Raw genomic sequence first — 19,685 nt, forward strand, 5'->3', positions numbered from 1 at the left:
ATAATGAGAAAGATTAAATTAAATTTTAAAATAAAGATGGTAGCAATAACTCTAGGGTTAATGCTACCTTTTTTTGCTCAAGCTCAAGACAGTAATCTTGGTAATTGGTTGATTTATATTGGAAATAAAAAGATAAATCAAAACTGGAATATCCACAACGAAGTTCAATATAGAAACTACAATGCCATTGGCGATTTAGAGCAATTATTGCTAAGAACAGGATTAGGGTATACTTTTGATGAGGGTAATAGCAATTTTTTAATTGGTTACGGCTACATTTTGTCTAAAAACTACGTGGTTGATATTGATGATAAAATATCGATCAATGAGCATCGGATTTTTCAACAATTCACTTCAAAACAAAACGTAGGAATTATAAAAATAAATCATCGCTACCGTTTTGAACAGCGCTTTATTGAAGATGATTATAAAATGCGTTTCCGATATTTTTTAGGTCTAAACATTCCTTTAATGAAAGAGGATGACAACAATAAAAATTTCTACATTTCAGCCTATAATGAAATATTTTTAAATACTGAATCTTCTATATTTGACAGAAATAGGGTTTACGGTGGTATTGGCTATCAGGTAAATAAGAATATTAAACTAGAATTGGGGTATATGAACCAGTTTTTTGAGTCGCGGAGTCGTGACCAAATTAATGTTGTCACTTTTGTGAACTTTTAGCATTTTAGCCTATCATGCCAGCAGGTAGCCGATTAAACGGCTCCGCCAGAAATTGACGGAGTGCATTCACACCAGACCCCTCGACTTCTCTCTGGATGGGTCTCGGGGAATTAAACCCTCTATGAGGGATTAAAATCTGAACCAAAAAAAACCCACCCCACAAAAAGCACATTTATTTTTCCCATCAACAAGCCAATGCTCAAAAAAATAAAAGAGCTATTTCCTGTCTTTGCGAACAGAAATAATGTGTATTGTAACACACGAAACAGAAAACCAATTATAAATCACTATTTTTGTAACTGATGCAAAAATACAATCACATAAAAGCACTTTTCTTTTTAGGCATATTTAGCCTATTGCTTTTGCATCAGGTAGTACCTCATTGGCATCATCAACAAGAAGCTGAGCATTCCCACAAAGTTGTTGCACATAGTGAGAGTCATAGTCACCATCACGATGTTCCTGAAAAAGGAAATTCCAAAAAGGGACTTCTAGATTTGTTATTAGAGGTTCACATGCATTCAGTTGTTTCTAATGAAATATTAGCAACACACGAGAGTAGTACAAAGCAGCTCAATGTAAAAAAGGTTGTGAACACGCCTATTCCTGTAAATCATCATAGTATCTCTATACATTATGATGAAGTTGAAAAGGTTAGGGTGTATCATCCACCCAATATTTATTTTAATTCTTATCTCTCATCCCTCGACACACGGGGTCCTCCTTCTATAGGTTAATCGTTTAGGAATACTTTACCTCTGCTTTAGTATTCCATTTTATAAATTCAGATTAAACCTAAAATTTCAAACAATGAATAAACACATCGTATTCGCTATTTGCGGATGCCTGTTCTTTATTAATGGGTTCTCACAAACTGCAACTATTGAGGAACTGCTAAATGAAATAGAGCAGAATAACTCAGAGCTAAAAGGCTATCAATCGTTTATTGAAAGTCAGCAACTCGAAAACAGGAGCACTAATAATTTGCCTGACCCACAGCTTTCTGGCTTTTATTTGCCTTTTGGCGACAATGCAACAGGAGATTACACCGAATATCAAATATCACAATCTTTTGAATTTCCTACGGTATATGCTACACGTGGCAAATGGAACAAATCTAAATCAAAACAGTTAGAATATGCCTATGAAAAAAGAAGGCAGGAAGTGTTGCTTAATGCCAAGGAACTTTTAATAGATCTCGCTTTTTTACAAAAGCAAAAAGCTGTGGAAACCAAAAGGAGAACCCAAAGCAAGCAGATTTTTGACCAAATTCAGGAGCTTTTTAATAAAGAGCAAGTAGGGATTTTAGATTTGAATAAGGCTAAAATTGCCTGGATACAAGAGCAATTTGTAGTTCAAAAGATTGAAAGCGATATTCAAATTCAATTGTCAAAACTTAAAACATTGAATGGCGGAAATCCTATTGACGGCATTTCCTCACAAATTGTCTTGCTTGTTGAAATTGGTACAATAGAAAATCTTTGGCAAGAAAAATTATCGAATGAACCTCTATTACAGGAATTGAATGCTAATGAAGCTGCTTCACTTCAAAAAGTGAAATTAGAGAAGAATAAAGTGTTGCCAAATGTAGCTCTTGGCTATAATTATCAAGGTGTTAGCGGAAACAATTATTCAGGGTTTTATGGTGGTATTTCGATTCCGCTTTGGAATAGCAAGAACAAGGTAAAAGCTGCCGAAGCAAATTATGAATATCAGCAATCCAATACCGAAGTAATCACCACCTCGCTTTACACACAATTTCAGGAAATCTATAATCAATACCTATTGATGCTCGAAAAATACAATGAGTATCAAACCACAATGGGCAATTTAAATAGTGAGCAATTGCTTTTTAAAGCTTATCAGTTGGGCGAATATTCGTTTATGGATTATTATATAGAGCTTCAGTTTTACAGAAATGCATCTGATAAGATGCTGCAAATGGAAAAGGAATTACAATTACTACAAGCACAATTATTAAAACATCAATTATAACTTTTAAAACTTACAATTATGAAAATTTCAAAACTAGTATTCGCAGTAGCAATAGCATCAACTTTTCTGATAACCTCTTGTAGGGACACAAAAACCGAAAACACCGACGACCACGGCCACGAACACGATGCAGATGGAAACCATATGAACGAGGAAACTTTGGAGCAAGAAGAATTTGAAGTAAAAACGGATTCTATGGAAATGAAGGAGGAATCACACACTCACGATAACGGTTCAGAACATGACGACCACTAAAAAATAAAAGATGAAACATCCATGACTTAAATCATTATTGCATAAGGCTGTGATTATGTGGATGAAACGTGTGACCGATTGAAAATCAATAAATATAAACACATGAAATATATACTAATAGTGCTTGCCTTTATGGCGATGGCTTGTAATGACAAGGCAGAAGATGCACACGCACATAATGAAGATGGTAGTCACCTTGGAGAAGAAATCCCGAGATTAGACCATACCATTTGGACAGAGAAAACCGAATTATTTGTAGAATTTCCTGCATTAATTGTTGGTAATTCCAGCAGATTTGCAGCCCACTTTACGGTATTGGATAAGCATCAGCCCGTGCGTGAAGGTTCGGTTACAGTTAGTTTGATTAAAGGCGATAAAGGATTGCGAAATACCGTTGATTCACCATCATCGCCAGGCATATTTTCGCCCACAATTCAGCCGAAAGAAGCAGGAACATACCAGCTTGTTTTTGAATTGATAACACCTGAATATTCAGATAAAATTACAATTGAAAATGTAACTGTTTTTGCCAATGCAGATGATGCTATTAAAACCTTAGGCCCTGCCGAAGATGATGGAAGTGTCTCGTTCTTAAAAGAACAGGCCTGGAAAATTGATTTTCAAACGGCCCCTGTAGTTTCTGGTAAAATTTACGATGTCGTCAACACTTCTGGTGTTTGGATGCCGTCACCAGGTTCTGTAAAATCGCTGGCAGCGAAATCTAATGGTGTGGTTGATTTTAAAGTAAATAATCTCACGGAAGGTACCGCGGTAAAACAAGGTCAACTATTGATGAGTTTAAACAGTCAGGGCCTGGCATCTAATAATTTGAGTACCGAAATTGCCAATGCACGTGCCAATTTTGAACAGGCAAAAGCAGAATACGAACGTAAAAAGGAACTGTACGAATCTAAAATTGTCCCAAAAGCTGAATTTGAACAAGTGGAAAGCAATTTTTCAATAGCCAAAGCTAACTATCAATCCTTGACATCGGGTGTTTCTGGCGGAAGCAAACAAATCCGTGCGCCTTTCGACGGTTTTATCAAATCAATTACCGTTTCCAATGGAGATTATGTAGAGCAAGGCGTTGCACTGGTAACTATTGGTACACATCAATCCAAAGTGCTGAAAACCCAATTAGCACCCAACTATGGACTTTCAATGGAAAATGTACGGGGTATTTGGTATCAAGCCACTGACGGAGAATGGAAAAACGTAACCGATGCCGAAGGCAAAATTCTTTCTATCGGTAAAGATGTGGAGCGCGAAAATCCGTTGATTTCAGTCTTTGCTCAAGTAAATGCAGAGGTCGATATGCCGGAAGGAAGCTTAACGCCAGTTCAAATAGCGATGGGCAATGCCACCCAAAACACTATGATTCCTGTGAATGCTTTATTGGAAGACTATGGAAGTTATTCGGTTATCGTGCAACTTTCAGGAGAAAGTTTTGAAAGACGACCTGTGAAAATAGGAAAGCGAAATGGCGAAAATGTAGAAATATTGCGAGGTCTGGAAGTTGGCGAAGTGGTGGTTACAACTGGCGCATACCAGGTTAAAATGGCTTCAATGTCGGGTTCAACTCCTGCTCACGGTCATGAACACTGATAAATTATGAATGTTGAATTATGAATTATCAATGTTGAATTGTGAGTGTTGAATTATGAATTATAAAATTTGAATTAAAAATTCAACATTCAACATTAAGCATTACTAGTGATGCGTTAACTTTTTTATTTTTCAACTAAAACCTCTATCCAGGGGATTTTGAAAGCGTTCTTTGATTTTTTGATTTGAAATGAATTCTAGCTTAGTAGTCTAAAACTAGACCGCTATGAATTCTGGAAAATACGTTTTTGCCCAAACACTGGACTATGTGAACAGGTATGAGTTCGGGAAGTGCGTAAAACGGTACAATGGCGACTACAGAACCCGTGATTTCAATTGTTGGAATCAGTTCGTTCAGTTGTTTTTTGGCCAGTTGACCTCCCGCAATTCCCTAAGGGACATCGCTACCTGCCTCAGGGCACACAAAAGCAAGCTATATCATTTGGGAATGAACGGTTATGTCAATCAGTCCTCATTGTCCCGTGCCAATGAGGGTAGGGACTGGAGGATATTCGCAGACTTTGGAGAATACTTGATCGGTCAGGTGCGTCCTCTGTACACCGATCATCCCATACCCAACATCAGGTTGGAAAATGAGGTTTTTGCGTTGGACTCGACCACGATCTCCCTTAGCCTTGTCCTTTTTCAATGGGCGCCGGGAAAGTATTCCCGGGGAGCCGTAAAGATCCATACCCTGCTCGATCTCAGGGGTAGCATACCATCTTTTGTGTTGATCACCGATGGGAAATACCACGACAGTAACGTACTGGATGTATTGGTGCCGGTATCAGGAGCAATCTATCTGATGGACAAAGCTTATATAGACTTTGAAGCGCTCTACCGCATACATCTTGCAGGGGCTTCTTTTATCTCAAGGGCCAAATCCAATATGGACTACACGGTCACTGGCCAGAATTACAATATAAACCCCGTGACAGGTTTAAAAAGTGACAAGACCATACTGCTCAATGGATATAAATCCAAAAGGTTATATCCAGAGCCACTTAGGTTGGTAGAATACCAAGATGTAGAGAAAGATATTACATTGTACTTCTTGACCAACAATCAAGAAGTGTCCGCTCTAGAGATAACAAAACTGTATAGAAACAGGTGGCAAATAGAGGTGTTCTTCAAGTGGATAAAACAAAACCTGACCATGAAAAAACTATGGGGGCATTCTGAAAATGCAGTAAACATCCACGTATGGATGGCAATTTGCACTTACTTAATCGTAGCTCACATAAAACATTCGTTACGCAGCAGCCTATCCATATATGAGATCATACAAATACTAAGTATATCGGCGATGGATAAATCCTCCATAAAAGAATTGCTTACAGAAGAATTTTCAAATCAAAATTTCAATGAACAAAAAAATTTATTTGACAACTAATTATTAACGCATCAGTAGTAATTAAGCATTAAAAATTAAAAATTATGAATAAAGACAATATCATTTTAACCAAGTCCTTTGATTTTGCATTGCAAATTATTGAGCTATGTAAGCAAATGAAAGCTCAAAATGAGTATGTGATTTCCAAACAAGTGTTAAGAAGTGGTACAAGTATAGGTGCGAATATTCAGGAGGCTACGGCAGGGATTAGCAAGCGTGATTTTACACATAAAATGTCAATAGCATCAAAGGAGGCGCGTGAGACAAAATACTGGTTAAGGCTTATCCAACATAGTCAAATTGTAGATGTAGAAATTTCAAATTTATTGGTTCAAGTAGAAGAATTAATTAGAATCCTTACTTCTATTGTCAAAACTTCTCAAAGCTCAAGTAAATGAATTATGAAGTGTCAACGTTGAATTATTAATTGTGAATTTTGAATATGTAATAGTTTATTAAAAATTCAGCATTAAGAATTCAACATTAAGCATTAAGCATTAAAAATTCAACATTTAGCATTAAAAATTCACAATTAAAAATTAAAAAAAAGTGTTAAACAAAATATTATCAATTTCACTTCACAATAGATTGCTTATTCTGTTGGGAGCGGTTGCGTTGAGCGTGTTGGGTATTTATTACGCCCGCACGATGAACGTAGATGTATTCCCAGACCTTACTGCGCCAACGGTAACCATTCTTACCGAAGCACACGGAATGGAATCTGAAGAAGTCGAAAAATTAGTTACCTATCAACTGGAAACAGCCTTAAACGGTTCGCCTAATGTGAGAAGGATTCGTTCTTCATCGGCAGCAGGAGTTTCCATTGTTTGGGTAGAATTTGAATGGGGAACCGATATTTATCGGGCACGTCAAATTGTAAGTGAACGCATCCCAATGGTTCGTGAAAATTTACCTGAAGGTATTGGCGCACCAACAATGGCGCCTATTTCATCCATTATGGGCGAAATAATGCTATTGGGGGTGACGTCTGACAGTTTATCGCCGATGGAGTTAAGAACTTTATCTGATTGGACAATCAGACCCCGTATTAAAGCGATTGGAGGAATTGCCAATGTGGTAGTAATTGGTGGCGATTACAAGCAATATCAAGTATTTGCCAATCCTGAAAAGATGAAGTATTACAACGTGAGCCTTTCTGATTTGGTTGAACACGTTAAGGAAGCAAACACCAATGCACCAGGCGGAGTAATCAATCAATATGGTAATCAATACATCATAAAAGGAAGTGGTAGAGCTTATGCGTTGGAAGATTTGCAGGAAGCGGTATTAAAACAAGTGAATGGGCAAACTATCAAAATAAAAGATGTGGCAACAGTTCAGATTGGTGCTGCCGATAAAATTGGCGATGGTTCTTTAAATGCAAAACCGGCAGTTATCTTAACCATTTCAAAACAACCCGATGTCAATACATTGGAATTGACAGACCGATTGGATGAAGCGATTGCCGATTTACAAAAAACCCTGCCAAAAGGCGTCAGCATCAAAAGTCAAATCTTTAGACAGTCCGACTTTATTGATGCGTCCATCAGCAATTTGAATCAAACCTTGTTAGAGGGAGCATTCTTTGTAATGATAATTCTTTTCATCTTTTTAATGAATTGGAGAACAACCTTAATATCCTTATTGGCAATTCCTATTTCATTATTGGTATCCATTATCATTTTAAAATGGTTGGGTTATACCATCAACACAATGAGTCTGGGAGGTATGGCGATCGCAATAGGTGCATTGGTAGATGATGCGATTATTGATGTGGAAAACGTGTATAAACGCTTGCGCGAAAATATAAGAAAACCAAAAGAGGAACGTCAATCAACACTAACGGTTGTTCGTGATGCTTCCGTAGAAATAAGAAGTTCAATCATTATTGCAACCTTGATTATCATCGTATCATTTATTCCCTTGTTCTTTTTAAGTGGAATGGAAGGACGTTTGTTGCAACCTTTAGGAATAGCATTTGTCACTTCGGTATTGACATCGTTGATTGTGGCGGTAACCGTAACACCAATTTTATGTTCCTATTTGTTGGATAATGAAAAGCTTTTAAAGAAGCAAGCAGAAGGAACAAAAGTGGAGCGTTGGTTGCAAAAACATTATGGCAATCTATTGGAACGTGTCACTAAAATACCTAAAACCATTATCGGTGTAACAGTCATTGCATTTATTATAAGCTTGTTGGTTTTAACCCAATTGGGAAGAAGTTTTTTACCCGAATTTAATGAAGGCTCGTTGGTAATTAGCGTGGTTGGTCCGCCCGGAATGTCTTTAGAAGAAAGCAACAAAACAGGAAATTTAATAGAGACACTATTATTGGATTTACCCGAAGTGGAAGTCGTAACAAGAAGGACTGGAAGAGCACAATTAGACGAACACGCACAAGGAGTAAATGCTTCTGAAATTGATGTGCCTTTTGTTCTCGAAGACAAAACCAAAGAAGAGTTTTTTGAGGAAGTCCGAAACAAATTGAGTATTGCACCAGGTGTTAATATTACCTTGGGACAGCCCATTGCTCACCGTATTGACCATATGCTTTCGGGTACACGAGCCAATATTGCCATAAAGATTTTTGGTTCAGATTTACAGCGTTTGTTTGAAGTTGGTAAAAGCGTGGAGCAAAACATCAAAGAAATTGATGGATTAGTAGATGTGGCTGTTGACCAACAAATTGAAGTGCCGCAAATACGCATCCAACCAAAACGCCAAATTCTATCTGCTTATGGAATGACGGTAGGCAACTTAATGGAGCAAGTGGATATTGCTTTTGCAGGCGAAGAAGCAGGCGAGATTTATGAAGGTCAGCAGTATTTTGATTTGGTGGTTCGCTATGAGAAACCATTTAGGGATGATATAGAAAACATCGGGAATACCTTGATTAGCCTTCCGAAAGGAGGTCAAACCACTTTGGGTGAATTGGCAACCGTGGCTTCAGTAAGCAGTCCCAACACCATCAACCGTGAAGATGTACAGCGTAAAATTGTAGTGGCTGCCAACGTTCAAGGCAGAGATTTACGAGGTGCTGTAAACGAAATAAAAGAGGTAGTAGCAAACAATGTAACAATGCCAGAAGGCTGCCGTGTACAATATGGCGGACAATTTGAAAGCGAATCTAAAGCCTCGCAATTGCTTTTGATAACCGCAATCATTGCTATAGCTATTATATTTTTGTTGCTTTATTACGAATTTAAAGATGTAAAACTGGCTTTTGTTGTGTTGATCAATCTGCCTTTGGCTTTAATTGGTGGTATTTTGATTGTGTATTTCACTTCGGGAATTATCAGTATCGCAGCTACCATAGGTTTTATCAGTTTATTTGGTATAGCCACACGTAACGGAATCTTATTGGTTTCACGTTATGAGGATTTAAGAAAGAAAGGAATACAAGGATTTCAGTTGATAAAAACCGGAGCATTAGACAGGTTGAACCCAATCTTAATGACAGCCTTTACAACAGGATTGGCACTAATACCATTAGCGTTAAAAGGTGACGAACCTGGTAGTGAAATACAAAGCCCGATGGCCGTGGTTATTTTGGGAGGTTTACTTTCTGCTACGGTTTTGAATTTGATAGTTATTCCTTGCGTTTATCAATTGGTAATTCGTAAACGACAATAATATGTAGAAAACACTATTTAGTTTAAGAAATGGCTGTGCTCAATGTTCACCGTCATTTTTCCTGGAGGTGGTTGCTTTTATAATACTTCCGAATTCCCAAAAAAACGCCTTTCATATGGTGATTTTTTCAGAATAATCCAACGTTAAAAGCAATATTCACCTGCCCGTCCAGCAGGCGGGTTTGCAATTACGCACGAATTTGATATTGGTTTTGGTGTTCGTGAATGTTTCACATTTCGCTAAAAGCCACCATGCCATCAAAAATCACGAAAGAGTATGTCTTGCCAACCCGTGGCAAAAGACCTCCCAAGCAGAGAACATCTTCTTTCCCTTTATCCCTGGCAGATCTATTGTTATGGTGTTCACTTTAAAATGTTTAGGCCTTGTTGCCGGTAAGTCGCGCCGGGAGTTTTACCCGATACTTTGCACGACTTCCCTTTTGGCTTGCTTTTTACTCCCATCAAACCCTTCTACTCCGCCCACGGTAGTATATTTTAAAACATACTTTTTATTCGGGTGAATTCTTTGATACGCGCTTTGGCACATAATAGCTGCTTCATGAAAACCGGATAAGATCAATTTGAGTTTTCCCTTATACGTATTAACATCGCCAATAGCATAAATCCCGGGAATATTGGTCTGATAATCGTAGGAATTATCAACCTTAATTGCATTTTTTTCTATCTCCAGTCCCCAGTTGGCCATAGGTCCCAACTTAGGCGAAAGTCCGAACAACGGAATAAAATAATCGATTTCCCTGAATTCTTCTTCGCGGGCAAGGTCTTTATGCCGGATCACGACTTTTTCCAAATCATTCCGCCCATTTAATCCCACTACTTCCGCATCTGTAATAAGCTCTATTTTTCCTAATTTAGATAATTCTGAAACCTTTTCTACCGAGTCCAAAGCTCCCCTAAATTCGTTTCTACGGTGAACCAAAACAACCTCTGAAGCAACATCTGTCAGGAAAATAGCCCAGTCTAAAGCTGAATCGCCTCCACCTGAGATCACCACCCTTTTATCCCGAAAAACCTCCGGATCTTTTATAAAATAAGACACACCTTTATCTTCAAAATCTGCAATATTGGAAATTGGTGGTTTTCTCGGTTCAAAAGACCCGAGCCCGCCGGCTATTGCCACTACCGGAGCCTGGTGTTTTGTCCCTTTATTGGTGGTGACAACAAAACTGCCATCTTCCTTTTTTTCTATAGTTTCGGCACGTTCTCCAAGGGTGAATCCGGGTTGAAAAGGTTTGATTTGCTCCATTAAATTCTTCACCAAATCACCAGCCAATATTTCAGGAAAGGCTGGTACATCGTAGATTGGTTTTTTTGGATAGATTTCGGCACATTGTCCCCCCGGTTGTGGCAATGCATCAATTAAATGCGTTTTCAACTTCAGCAATCCCGCTTCAAAAACCGTGAATAAGCCTGTAGGACCGGCACCTATAATTAATATATCTGTTTTAATCATGACTCTCTCTTTTGTATTAATGTTTGGGTTATTTCATTGAGCTTTTCTACTTTTTCCCCAAAATCTCCCTTAATTGTTTTTCTGTATTCATTTAAATTTTTAACCATCTGGCTTATGTCTTCCGGGATCACTTCCTCAAAAAACTGACGCAGGCGCTTTGCTGTGGTCGGTGATTTCCCGTTGGTGGAAATCGCTATTTTTACGTGGCCTTTGTTTACAATACCACCCATATAAAAATCGCATAATTCGGGCGTATCGGCTATATTGGCAAGCAAAAACCGCTTTTTGGCATTGTTATAAATTTTCTTGTTTAGTTCCCTATCATTAGTAGCGGCAATTACAATGTGTCGCTTCTTTAAATACCTCCGCTTAAAGCCTTTTTTGATCAGTTTCACACCGTGCTTTTTTGCCAGTTCTACTGTTTCGGGCAGAAAGCTTTTTGCCAAAACCTCAACATTGGCATTAGGACTGGATTTCAACAAAAAATGCAGTTTTTCAAGCCCTACATTTCCTCCGCCTATAATGAGGATATTCAGTGTATTCACCTTCAAAAAAATCGGATATAATTCGTTCCTTTCCATTTTTTAAGCTGAAATAAATTTTGCTGCCGAATCTTTCGGAAGACTGTTGATATTTTCAAAAGCCGATTGAAACTGAAGCCTTTCCCGTACCACTTCTCCTATCACGATAATTGCAGGAGAAGCCAGTTTTTTTTCTGCCACAATTTCTTCTATAGTGCATATCTTCCCAAATCCGGAACGTTCATTTTCTGTTGTCCCATTTTGAATAATGCCCACCGGGGTTTCCCCTTTTCCGAAATGTTTAAAGGTTTGAACAATTTCAGTCAATTTTCCCATGCCCATCAAAATAACGACCGTGGCCGAAGATTGAGCTGCAAGGGTTACATCTACAGAAAGTTTACGCTGTGAGGTGGTTCCCGTGATCACCCAAAAACTTTCGGAAATTCCACGTTTAGTCAACGGAATTCCAACATTGGCAGGAACTGCAATTGAAGATGTGATTCCGGAAACTACGGCTGTTTCCAAACCTTTGATTTTGGCAAATTCAATTTCTTCAGCTCCACGCCCAAAAATAAATGGATCTCCGCCTTTTAATCTCACCACATGACCACGTTCATAGGCATATTTCACTATAAGTTCGTTAATTTCATCCTGGCTAAAAGTATGCAGGTCTTTTCGTTTGCCAACAAAAATATGTTCCGCATTTGGCGCATATTCAAGCAAATCCCTGTTGATAAGTGCGTCATACAACACCACCTGTGCAGCTTTTAATGTGTTCACCGCTTTAATAGTGATCAACTCCGGGTCTCCCGGGCCTGCCCCAACAACACTTAGTTTTGGTTTATTTTCCATCTCGTACCTCCTTTGTTCTATATGCATCTATCCTTTTATGAAACAAATGCGCATCATTTAAAAATTTATTTGCGAAAGCCTCCGTAGGTTCATGTTCGTTTAACTGATAAGCGAATTCCTTAAATGAAGTGGAAAGCTCAATTTTACCTGGTGTGACAAAAAACTCATCAAACAGGGAAATAATTCCCGCCTGGGTGTTGGTGGTTTTATTTTCGGCAAGTAAAAGTGCTTTCGCCGAATTCACTATTGAAGTGTAGGAATGGTAAATACTGTCGGCCCAGGCTTTTCTTTCCAGGGCACTTTTTGCATTCTCTATTTTCTCTTCACTTTCAAACAGCAGGGTCGCGATTAGATCTATGATCACTCCGGCACATTCTCCCACTCCTATGGCGTTGATATAACTTTTTTCATGTCCCCAATCTATAAAGTCATTTTCGGCTAAATTCGTTGTGTCAGCCAGCTCTTTCAATAAATCATAAAAATAGGTTTTACCTTGCCTGTCATAATATTCTGAAAATTTCTCTTCAGGCAGAGCCAGGGCTCCAAAATCGTTTAATAAAACCCGTAATGCGTCAGGCCCGCGTTTACTTGGTATCTTGATTATTTTATCTGAAAAACGGCCTTTCCCGTCTCCCAATACCCCGCCGCCAAGCAAAATTTGCAAGGCAGGAGCCACAGTTTTCCCCACTTTTATGGACATTCCCTGAAACCCGATCTCAGCCATATTATGCTGCCCGCAAGCGTTCATACACCCGCTTATTTTGATGGTGATATCTTTTCCGTTAATATATTCCGGATACTCTTCTTTTAAAACATCTTCCAAAACAGCGGCGATCCCTGTACTGCTGGCTATTCCAAGGTTACAGGTATCTGTGCCCGGGCAGGCAGTAATATCCACGGTTTTATTGTAGCCGGCTTCGGCAAGTCCCAAATCCTTTAATTCGGTAAAAAAGAAAGGCAGTAATTCTTCCCGCACGTGGCGCAACAAAATATCCTGTCTCAGGGTAAACCTCAACTCATTTCCGGCATATTTCTGAATTAGATCGGCCAGTTTTACTGCTGCTGGGGTATAAAAATCACCTAGCGGAACCCTGATCCCTATGGCAAATAATCCTTCCTGCTTTTGAGGAATTACATTGGTACTTTTCCAGGTTTCATATTCCTTTTTGTCCTTTATTTCAACTGAAGGAATTTCAACATTTTGTAATGAAGGTTCTTTTTCGAAAGCCTCAAGATCAAATTCTACACTTTCTTTCGAAAGCGCTTTTTTCTGCTGGGCGACCAATTCCATAAAAGCATCTTTTCCTATGTCTTTAATAAGATATTTCATCCTGGCTTTTAGCCGTTTTGACCGCTCCCCATACCTGTCAAACACCCTTAAAACTGATTCCGTTAAAGGAATTATTTTTTCGGCTTCAATAAAATCGAACAGTTCATCAGCATGTCTTGGCTGTGAACCCAAACCTCCACCAATCATAACTTTAAATCCGCGTTTTCCATCTTGCAGTTTTGCAATAAATCCCAGGTCGTGGATATAACTCAAAGCCGAATCCTCTTCAGTAGCAGAAAATGAGATCTTGAATTTCCTTCCCATTTCCTGACAAATGGGATTCCTAAGGAAAAACTCAAATGCAGCGTGTGCATAAGGAGAGACATCAAAAGGCTCATTAACGTCTATTCCGGCAGTTGGCGAAGCGGTAATATTTCGAATCGTATTTCCACAAGCTTCCCGAAGGGTAACATCATCTTTTTCCAGTTGGGCCCAAAGCTCGGGAGTACGGTCCAGGCTAACATAATGGATCTGGATATCCTGCCTGGTGGTAATGTGCAGCCTTCCGGTTGAATATTCATCGGAAACTGCTGAAATTCTTTTCAACTGTTCGGAAGTTACTTTTCCGAATGGCAGTTTTATACGCACCATTTGCACCCCGGCCTGTCTTTGTCCGTAAACGCCCCGGGCGAGCCTTAGACTTCTAAATTTGTCCTCATCGACTTTTCCTTCCCGGAATTCCCTTATCTTTTTCTCTAAATCCAAAATGTCTTTTTCAACGACTGGATTTTCAATTTCGGTTCTAAAACTTTGCATGATCTACAGATTTTAATGGTGAGCCCATAATGGGCATTTATATGAAAAAAAGTCCTTTTTAGCTGGATACTTAAAAGGACTTTTATAATTACTTATTATAATATCGCTCTTAAGTGTGGGGTTTATGGCACATGCACATCATCATTAGGGCACTTATGTTTTTTGTGACTTTCATTTGCTCTTTAATTAATAAAACCTACGCCGGCAGTGGTATTAGTTTGATTATCAATTAAAATGAACCTGCCATTTTCTTTGTTTTGTTTATACTTATCTATATAGATAGCTTTGCTCAATTTTATTGATACATGACCTATTTCATTTAGTTTAAGTGAAGAAGCCTGGATAGTTCCGCTAAAATCTGTGGAAATATTTGTGTCGATTTTATCGATTTTGGCAAGTACGCTATTGGTATTATGCTGAAGCACATATTTGTTTCCGGGCAGGAGCGCTTTTCCATCCATCCAGCAAATTGTGGCATTCAGAATTTTAGTTTGCTCTGGCAGTTCGTCAAATTTCACAAGCATATCACCCCTGGCCACGTTAATCTCACTCTCCAGCGTAATTGTTACCGAACTTCCCGCCGGTGCCTCATTATAATTCTTATTAAAAAAGTATATTTCCTTAATGGTTGAGCCGGTAAGCGATGGTAGAACGGTTACTTTATCGCCAACTTTCAGGCTGTCCCCGGTAATTTTACCAGCATATCCCCTGAAATCATGGTATTTTTCACTTTTTGGACGTATTACAGTTTGAACAGAAAACCTGGCCTGACTTATTTCATTAAAATCTTCAGTCTTAATATTTTCCAGATGTGACAATACGGTTTCCCCGTCATACCAAGACATTGCATCTGATTTTTCTGCAATATTTTCACCCCATAATGCACTTACCGGTATAAAAGTGATGTTTTGATCTTTAAACTCACTTTTGGTTTGCATTTGCTTAAAATCTGCAACAATTTCATCAAAAACAGATTGTGAATAATTGACCATGTCCATTTTATTCACGGCCACTACCACTTCTTTAATCCTGAGTAAATTATTTATAAAAAAATGACGATAGGTTTGTTCAATTACGCCTTTTCTGGCATCTATCAGGATGATTGATACCTGTGAGGTTGAAGCCCCGGTCACCATATTTCGCGTATATTCCACATGTCCCGGGGTATCGGCGATAATGTAACTTTTCTTTTTTGTCGAGAAATAAATATGCGCCACATCAATGGTAATTCCTTGTTCCCGCTCCGCTATAAGGCCATCGGTTGCCAATGAAAAATCAAGATAATCAAATCCCTTTTTCCTGCTGCTTTTTTCTATGGCCTCCAGTTTATCTGTAGTAAGCGAATTTGTGTCATACAGCAGTCTTCCTATCAAGGTACTTTTGCCATCATCCACACTGCCTGCCGTTGCTATTTTTAAAACTTCCATAAGCCCCTTCTAACCTCCCCAAAGGAGAGTACTGTATTATTTAAATTTATATTCTTTCCTTTCTAACCTCTATCCATCACCTTTTTGGAGGTTTGGGGAGCTTAAAAGTACCCTTGTTGTTTCCTGGTTTCCATCGCTGCTTCCGATCGTTTGTCGTCTATTCTTGCACCACGTTCAGAAATTGAAGATTCCCTAATCTCCCGGATCACCTCTTCTATTCCAACTGCTTCAGATTCTACCGCCGCGGTACAGGTTATATCTCCTATGGTCCTGAACCTTACATTGCGTGTTTCTATAAGCTCTTCTTTATTGCGGTAAACATGTTCAGAGGCTGTCCACAATAAACCATCCCGCTCAAATATCTCACGTTCGTGAGAAAAATAAATGGATGGGATCTCAATTTCCTCCAGGGCTATATAGTTCCATACATCAAGTTCTGTCCAGTTAGATATTGGAAAAACCCGCACATTTTGTCCAATCTCAATTCTTCCGTTAAGCATATCAAAAACCTCAGGACGCTGGTTTTTTTCGTCCCATTCCCCAAAATCATTTCTAACTGAAAAAATTCGTTCCTTGGCACGGGCTTTCTCTTCATCTCTTCTTGCACCACCGATGCAGGCATCAAATTTAAATTCTTCTATAGCTTCTAAAAGTGTGGTAGTTTGAAGGATATTACGACTGGAATATTTTCCGGTTTCTTCAATAACTTTACCATCATCAATGGCGTCCTGTACATATCTTACAATGAGTTTAAGGCCCAGTTCTTCTGCCAATCTATCCCTAAATTCAATAGTTTCAGGAAAGTTGTGCCCCGTATCTACATGTAAAAGCGGAAATGGGATCTTTGCCGGGTGAAAAGCTTTTTGGGCCAGTCTCACAAGGCTAATAGAATCCTTTCCTCCCGAAAATAGCAATACGGGATTTTCAAATTGCCCCACCACTTCCCTAAAAATATAAATGGCTTCACTCTCCAGTGCATTATTTACTAAGATCTCTTTCATCTTTAAACTTTTTTAAGAGTGCAAACCACATTCTCTGTTCGACAATACTTTTGTTGGATCAAAATATTTAAACTCGTTAGGAAGTTCCTTTTCTACCAGGTAAATATTGAGTTTTTGATCACTCCAATGATAAAACGGACTCACTTTTAGAATCCCATCTTTGCTATAACTTAAAATATCTATACTATCCCTAAAATCTGTTTGGCCTTTCCTTAAATTGGTAAACCAAACATCCGGGTTTTGTTCTTTCATAGCACGTTGAAAAGGTTCCAGTTTTACCTGCCTGCTAAATTCTTCAAACTCGGGGCTTTCCAATTGGGGAATCCCTCCCATGATCGCTTCCCTGTAAGCTGCAGTTTGTTCCGGGTTATAAAGCTTAACATTCAGGTTTAAAATATCGATTACCGCATTGGCGTGTTTATAGGTTTGAGGCGTGTTATAACCGGTATCACACCAAATCACATCTATATTTGGTTCAACTTGAACACAGGCATGCAAAATAGCAGCTTCGTAAGGCCTGAAATTTGTTGTTACAACTGGACGTTGCTTATCCAGAATCGCCCATTGTATAATTTCAGAGGGAGGAACTCCCTTCAATTGCCGGTTAAGCACTTCTAATTCTTTTTCGGTATAATTCTTCATGATTTTTCCTTTCCCAATGTTATTCTATTCCAAATTCTTTCGTGACCAAAATAGAGTACCATTTTTGATATTACTTCAATTGAGCCAATTGCAACGGCAGTCTTTATTTCGCCGGTCAACAACCAGGAAATTAAAATAGTATCTGTGGTTCCAACTATTCGCCAGCTTATGGCCTTTGCAATACTGCGCAAAGGTTTTTCCGTACTCTTATCCTTATTAAAACTAGTTTTCGTCACGGATTGCTGTATTAACATAACTCTTATTTTACAACTTAGGATAATACCCCATCGGGTTACTAGGTTATTTGGTAAATGTAACCTTGCTCCATCTAAAAGCCAATTAAAATTGGCTTAAATTATTTATTTTAACATTTTATATCTGATCTATTAAAACTTTCCGGCAATATCTGCCAGGGTATTCTCTCCTAATACTCTCAAAGTAGAGTCCCGTACCTGGATCATTAATCTATTTACAGAACACAAGCTTTCATCAGGACAATCGGAACATTTTTCATAATAATTCAAACTCACGCAAGGCAACATCGCGATTGGACCTTCCAAAACCCTGATTACATCGATCATTGAAATATCTTTGGGTTCCCTTAACAAATAATATCCCCCGCCTTTTCCCTTTTTTGAACCCAGAAATCCCGCTTTTCTCAAAATGAGCAAAATACTCTCCAGAAATTTGAGTGAAATATTCTCACTTTCTGCAATATTTGGCGTTTGAACAGGTTTTCTATCAGTTTGTCTGGCGAGATAAGTCAGGGCCTTTATCCCGTATTTTGTTTTTTTTGAAAGCATAAAGCGAATATAATTAATTATTCGTTTTATGTCCTGTCCTATAATTCCCTTTACACTATTCTTTAACTTAATTCCATCTTAGACCTGGTTCCTTAGCTGGCTTCCAGCAACTTGATTATTTACTGCCAGATGTTTCATTTATCAGGAATTTAAGGCCTGTTTTAAATCTCCAATAATATCATCCACGTGCTCCAACCCCACCGAAACCCTTACCAAACCCGGATAAATCCCTGTTTCCAACCTTTCCTCTTCACTTAATTTACTATGTGTGGTGGATGCCGGATGGGTTACTATACTCCGGGTGTCGCCTAAATTTGCCGATAATGAACAAAGTTTTATAGCATCTATGAAACTCCTTCCGGCTTCAATTCCGCCTTTTATTATAAATGAAACCACATTGCCACCCTGTTTCATTTGTTTCCTGGCTATTTCATAGTCCGGATGCGACTTTAAAAACGGATATTTCACACGTTCTACCCTGGGTTCCTTTTCAAGAAATTCGGCTACTTTCAAGGCATTTTCACAATGCCGGTCAAGCCGTACCGCAAGGGTTTCCAGGCTTTTGGAAAGTATCCAGGCATTAAATGGAGATAAAGCCGGGCCCGTATTCCTTGAAAACAAATAGATCTCCCTTATCAAATTTGCTCTTCCCACAGTAACTCCGCCTAAAACCCTGCCCTGCCCGTCTATTAATTTTGTGGCCGAATGTATAACCAGATCTGCCCCAAATTTTATTGGATTTTGTAAATAAGGGGTCGCAAAACAATTGTCAATGATCAGGATAAGATTATGCTTTTTTGCGATCACTCCCAATTTTTCAAGATCCAGAATATCCAAGCCCGGGTTGGTAGGCGTTTCAGCAAACAATATTTTAGTCTCCGGTTTAATCAAACTTTCAATTTTATCCACTTCTGTAACACTAAAATAACTGTGGCTTATGTTCCACTTCGGAAAATATTTGGTGAACAGCGTATGTGTAGATCCAAAAACCGATCTTCCCGAAATAACATGATCTCCGCTATTAAGCAATGCCGCCAGAGTGGAAAATATAGCCGACATTCCTGTTGCAAAGGCATATCCGGTTTCCGCACCTTCCATGGCCGCAATCTTATCCACAAATTCTGAAGTATTGGGATTGGAAAACCGGCTGTAGATATTCCGCTCTTTTTCTTCTGAAAATGAAGCCCTCATATCCTCTGCATCCTCAAAAACATAACTGGAGGTTAAATACAAGGGAGCAGAATGTTCGAGATACTGTGACCTTTCGATCTGGGTACGGATAGCGGTTGTTTCAATGTTTTTGAACTCCATT

Annotated in this window: 18 protein-coding genes; 8 read left to right on the plus strand and 10 right to left on the minus strand. The window is 38.7% G+C overall.

The features are described 5' to 3' along the window. The first annotated feature begins 3 nt into the window (after positions 1-3). The 8 genes from GILLI_RS05765 to GILLI_RS05800 all read left to right on the plus strand — a co-directional run bounded on the left by GILLI_RS05765 (position 4) and on the right by GILLI_RS05800 (position 9,568). Positions 4-687 carry a DUF2490 domain-containing protein gene (locus GILLI_RS05765; RefSeq protein ID WP_006988167.1) on the plus strand — a complete coding sequence of 228 codons (684 nt, stop codon included), beginning with the start codon at positions 4-6 and terminating at the stop codon, positions 685-687. 302 nt (positions 688-989) lie between these two features. Continuing rightward, positions 990-1,424 carry a hypothetical protein gene (locus GILLI_RS05770; protein WP_006988168.1) on the plus strand — a complete coding sequence of 145 codons (435 nt, stop codon included), beginning with the start codon at positions 990-992 and terminating at the stop codon, positions 1,422-1,424. A 73-nt stretch (positions 1,425-1,497) separates the two neighbouring features. Then, a complete protein-coding gene (locus GILLI_RS05775) occupies positions 1,498-2,682 on the plus strand; it encodes a TolC family protein (protein WP_006988169.1) in 1,185 nt (394 codons plus the stop codon). 18 nt (positions 2,683-2,700) lie between these two features. Next, positions 2,701-2,937, plus strand: coding sequence for a hypothetical protein (locus tag GILLI_RS05780; protein ID WP_006988170.1), 237 nt, complete (start codon positions 2,701-2,703; stop codon positions 2,935-2,937). 102 nt (positions 2,938-3,039) lie between these two features. Then, positions 3,040-4,542, plus strand: coding sequence for an efflux RND transporter periplasmic adaptor subunit (locus GILLI_RS05785; RefSeq protein ID WP_006988171.1), 1,503 nt, complete (start codon positions 3,040-3,042; stop codon positions 4,540-4,542). Positions 4,543-4,768: 226 nt separating this feature from the next. Continuing rightward, complete coding sequence (locus GILLI_RS05790; RefSeq protein ID WP_006988172.1) at positions 4,769-5,935, plus strand: IS4 family transposase; 1,167 nt, start codon at positions 4,769-4,771, stop codon at positions 5,933-5,935. Between the two features lie 44 nt (positions 5,936-5,979). Next, on the plus strand, positions 5,980-6,333 hold the full coding sequence (locus GILLI_RS05795; RefSeq protein WP_006988173.1) for a four helix bundle protein: 354 nt from the start codon (positions 5,980-5,982) through the stop codon (positions 6,331-6,333). Positions 6,334-6,484: 151 nt separating this feature from the next. Continuing rightward, on the plus strand, positions 6,485-9,568 hold the full coding sequence (locus GILLI_RS05800; RefSeq protein ID WP_006988174.1) for an efflux RND transporter permease subunit: 3,084 nt from the start codon (positions 6,485-6,487) through the stop codon (positions 9,566-9,568). A 411-nt stretch (positions 9,569-9,979) separates the two neighbouring features. On the opposite strand, the gene GILLI_RS05805 is transcribed toward GILLI_RS05800, so the two are convergent. The 10 genes from GILLI_RS05805 to GILLI_RS05850 form a co-directional block, all read right to left on the minus strand. Further along, a complete protein-coding gene (locus GILLI_RS05805; protein WP_006988175.1) occupies positions 9,980-11,041 on the minus strand; it encodes an NAD(P)/FAD-dependent oxidoreductase in 1,062 nt (353 codons plus the stop codon). Further along, on the minus strand, positions 11,038-11,622 hold the full coding sequence (locus tag GILLI_RS05810; RefSeq protein ID WP_006988176.1) for a precorrin-2 dehydrogenase/sirohydrochlorin ferrochelatase family protein: 585 nt from the start codon (positions 11,620-11,622) through the stop codon (positions 11,038-11,040). The genes GILLI_RS05805 and GILLI_RS05810 overlap by 4 nt, the downstream gene beginning before the upstream one ends. 3 nt (positions 11,623-11,625) lie before the next feature. Then, complete coding sequence (cobA, locus tag GILLI_RS05815) at positions 11,626-12,441, minus strand: uroporphyrinogen-III C-methyltransferase (protein WP_006988177.1); 816 nt, start codon at positions 12,439-12,441, stop codon at positions 11,626-11,628. Further along, complete coding sequence (locus tag GILLI_RS05820; protein WP_006988178.1) at positions 12,404-14,500, minus strand: HEPN domain-containing protein; 2,097 nt, start codon at positions 14,498-14,500, stop codon at positions 12,404-12,406. The genes cobA and GILLI_RS05820 overlap by 38 nt, the downstream gene beginning before the upstream one ends. Before the next feature lie 182 nt (positions 14,501-14,682). Continuing rightward, positions 14,683-15,927, minus strand: a complete 1,245-nt coding sequence (locus GILLI_RS05825) for a sulfate adenylyltransferase subunit 1 (RefSeq protein ID WP_006988179.1) — start codon at positions 15,925-15,927, stop codon at positions 14,683-14,685. A 101-nt stretch (positions 15,928-16,028) separates the two neighbouring features. Continuing rightward, a complete protein-coding gene (cysD, locus tag GILLI_RS05830) occupies positions 16,029-16,928 on the minus strand; it encodes a sulfate adenylyltransferase subunit CysD (RefSeq protein WP_006988180.1) in 900 nt (299 codons plus the stop codon). Positions 16,929-16,940: 12 nt separating this feature from the next. Next, positions 16,941-17,570, minus strand: a complete 630-nt coding sequence (locus tag GILLI_RS05835; RefSeq protein ID WP_006988181.1) for a phosphoadenosine phosphosulfate reductase domain-containing protein — start codon at positions 17,568-17,570, stop codon at positions 16,941-16,943. Beyond that, entirely contained in the window at positions 17,567-17,824 is a 258-nt protein-coding gene (locus GILLI_RS05840) for a DUF2061 domain-containing protein (RefSeq protein ID WP_006988182.1), read from the minus strand. Before GILLI_RS05840 ends, GILLI_RS05835 begins: the two co-directional genes overlap by 4 nt. 132 nt (positions 17,825-17,956) lie before the next feature. Then, positions 17,957-18,373, minus strand: a complete 417-nt coding sequence (locus GILLI_RS05845; RefSeq protein WP_006988183.1) for an RrF2 family transcriptional regulator — start codon at positions 18,371-18,373, stop codon at positions 17,957-17,959. Between the two features lie 141 nt (positions 18,374-18,514). Further along, positions 18,515-19,684, minus strand: a complete 1,170-nt coding sequence (locus GILLI_RS05850) for a trans-sulfuration enzyme family protein (RefSeq protein WP_006988184.1) — start codon at positions 19,682-19,684, stop codon at positions 18,515-18,517. Position 19,685: the final 1 nt, after the last annotated feature.

This window comes from Gillisia limnaea DSM 15749, from assembly GCF_000243235.1.
Taxonomy (GTDB): Bacteria; Bacteroidota; Bacteroidia; order Flavobacteriales; family Flavobacteriaceae; genus Gillisia; species Gillisia limnaea.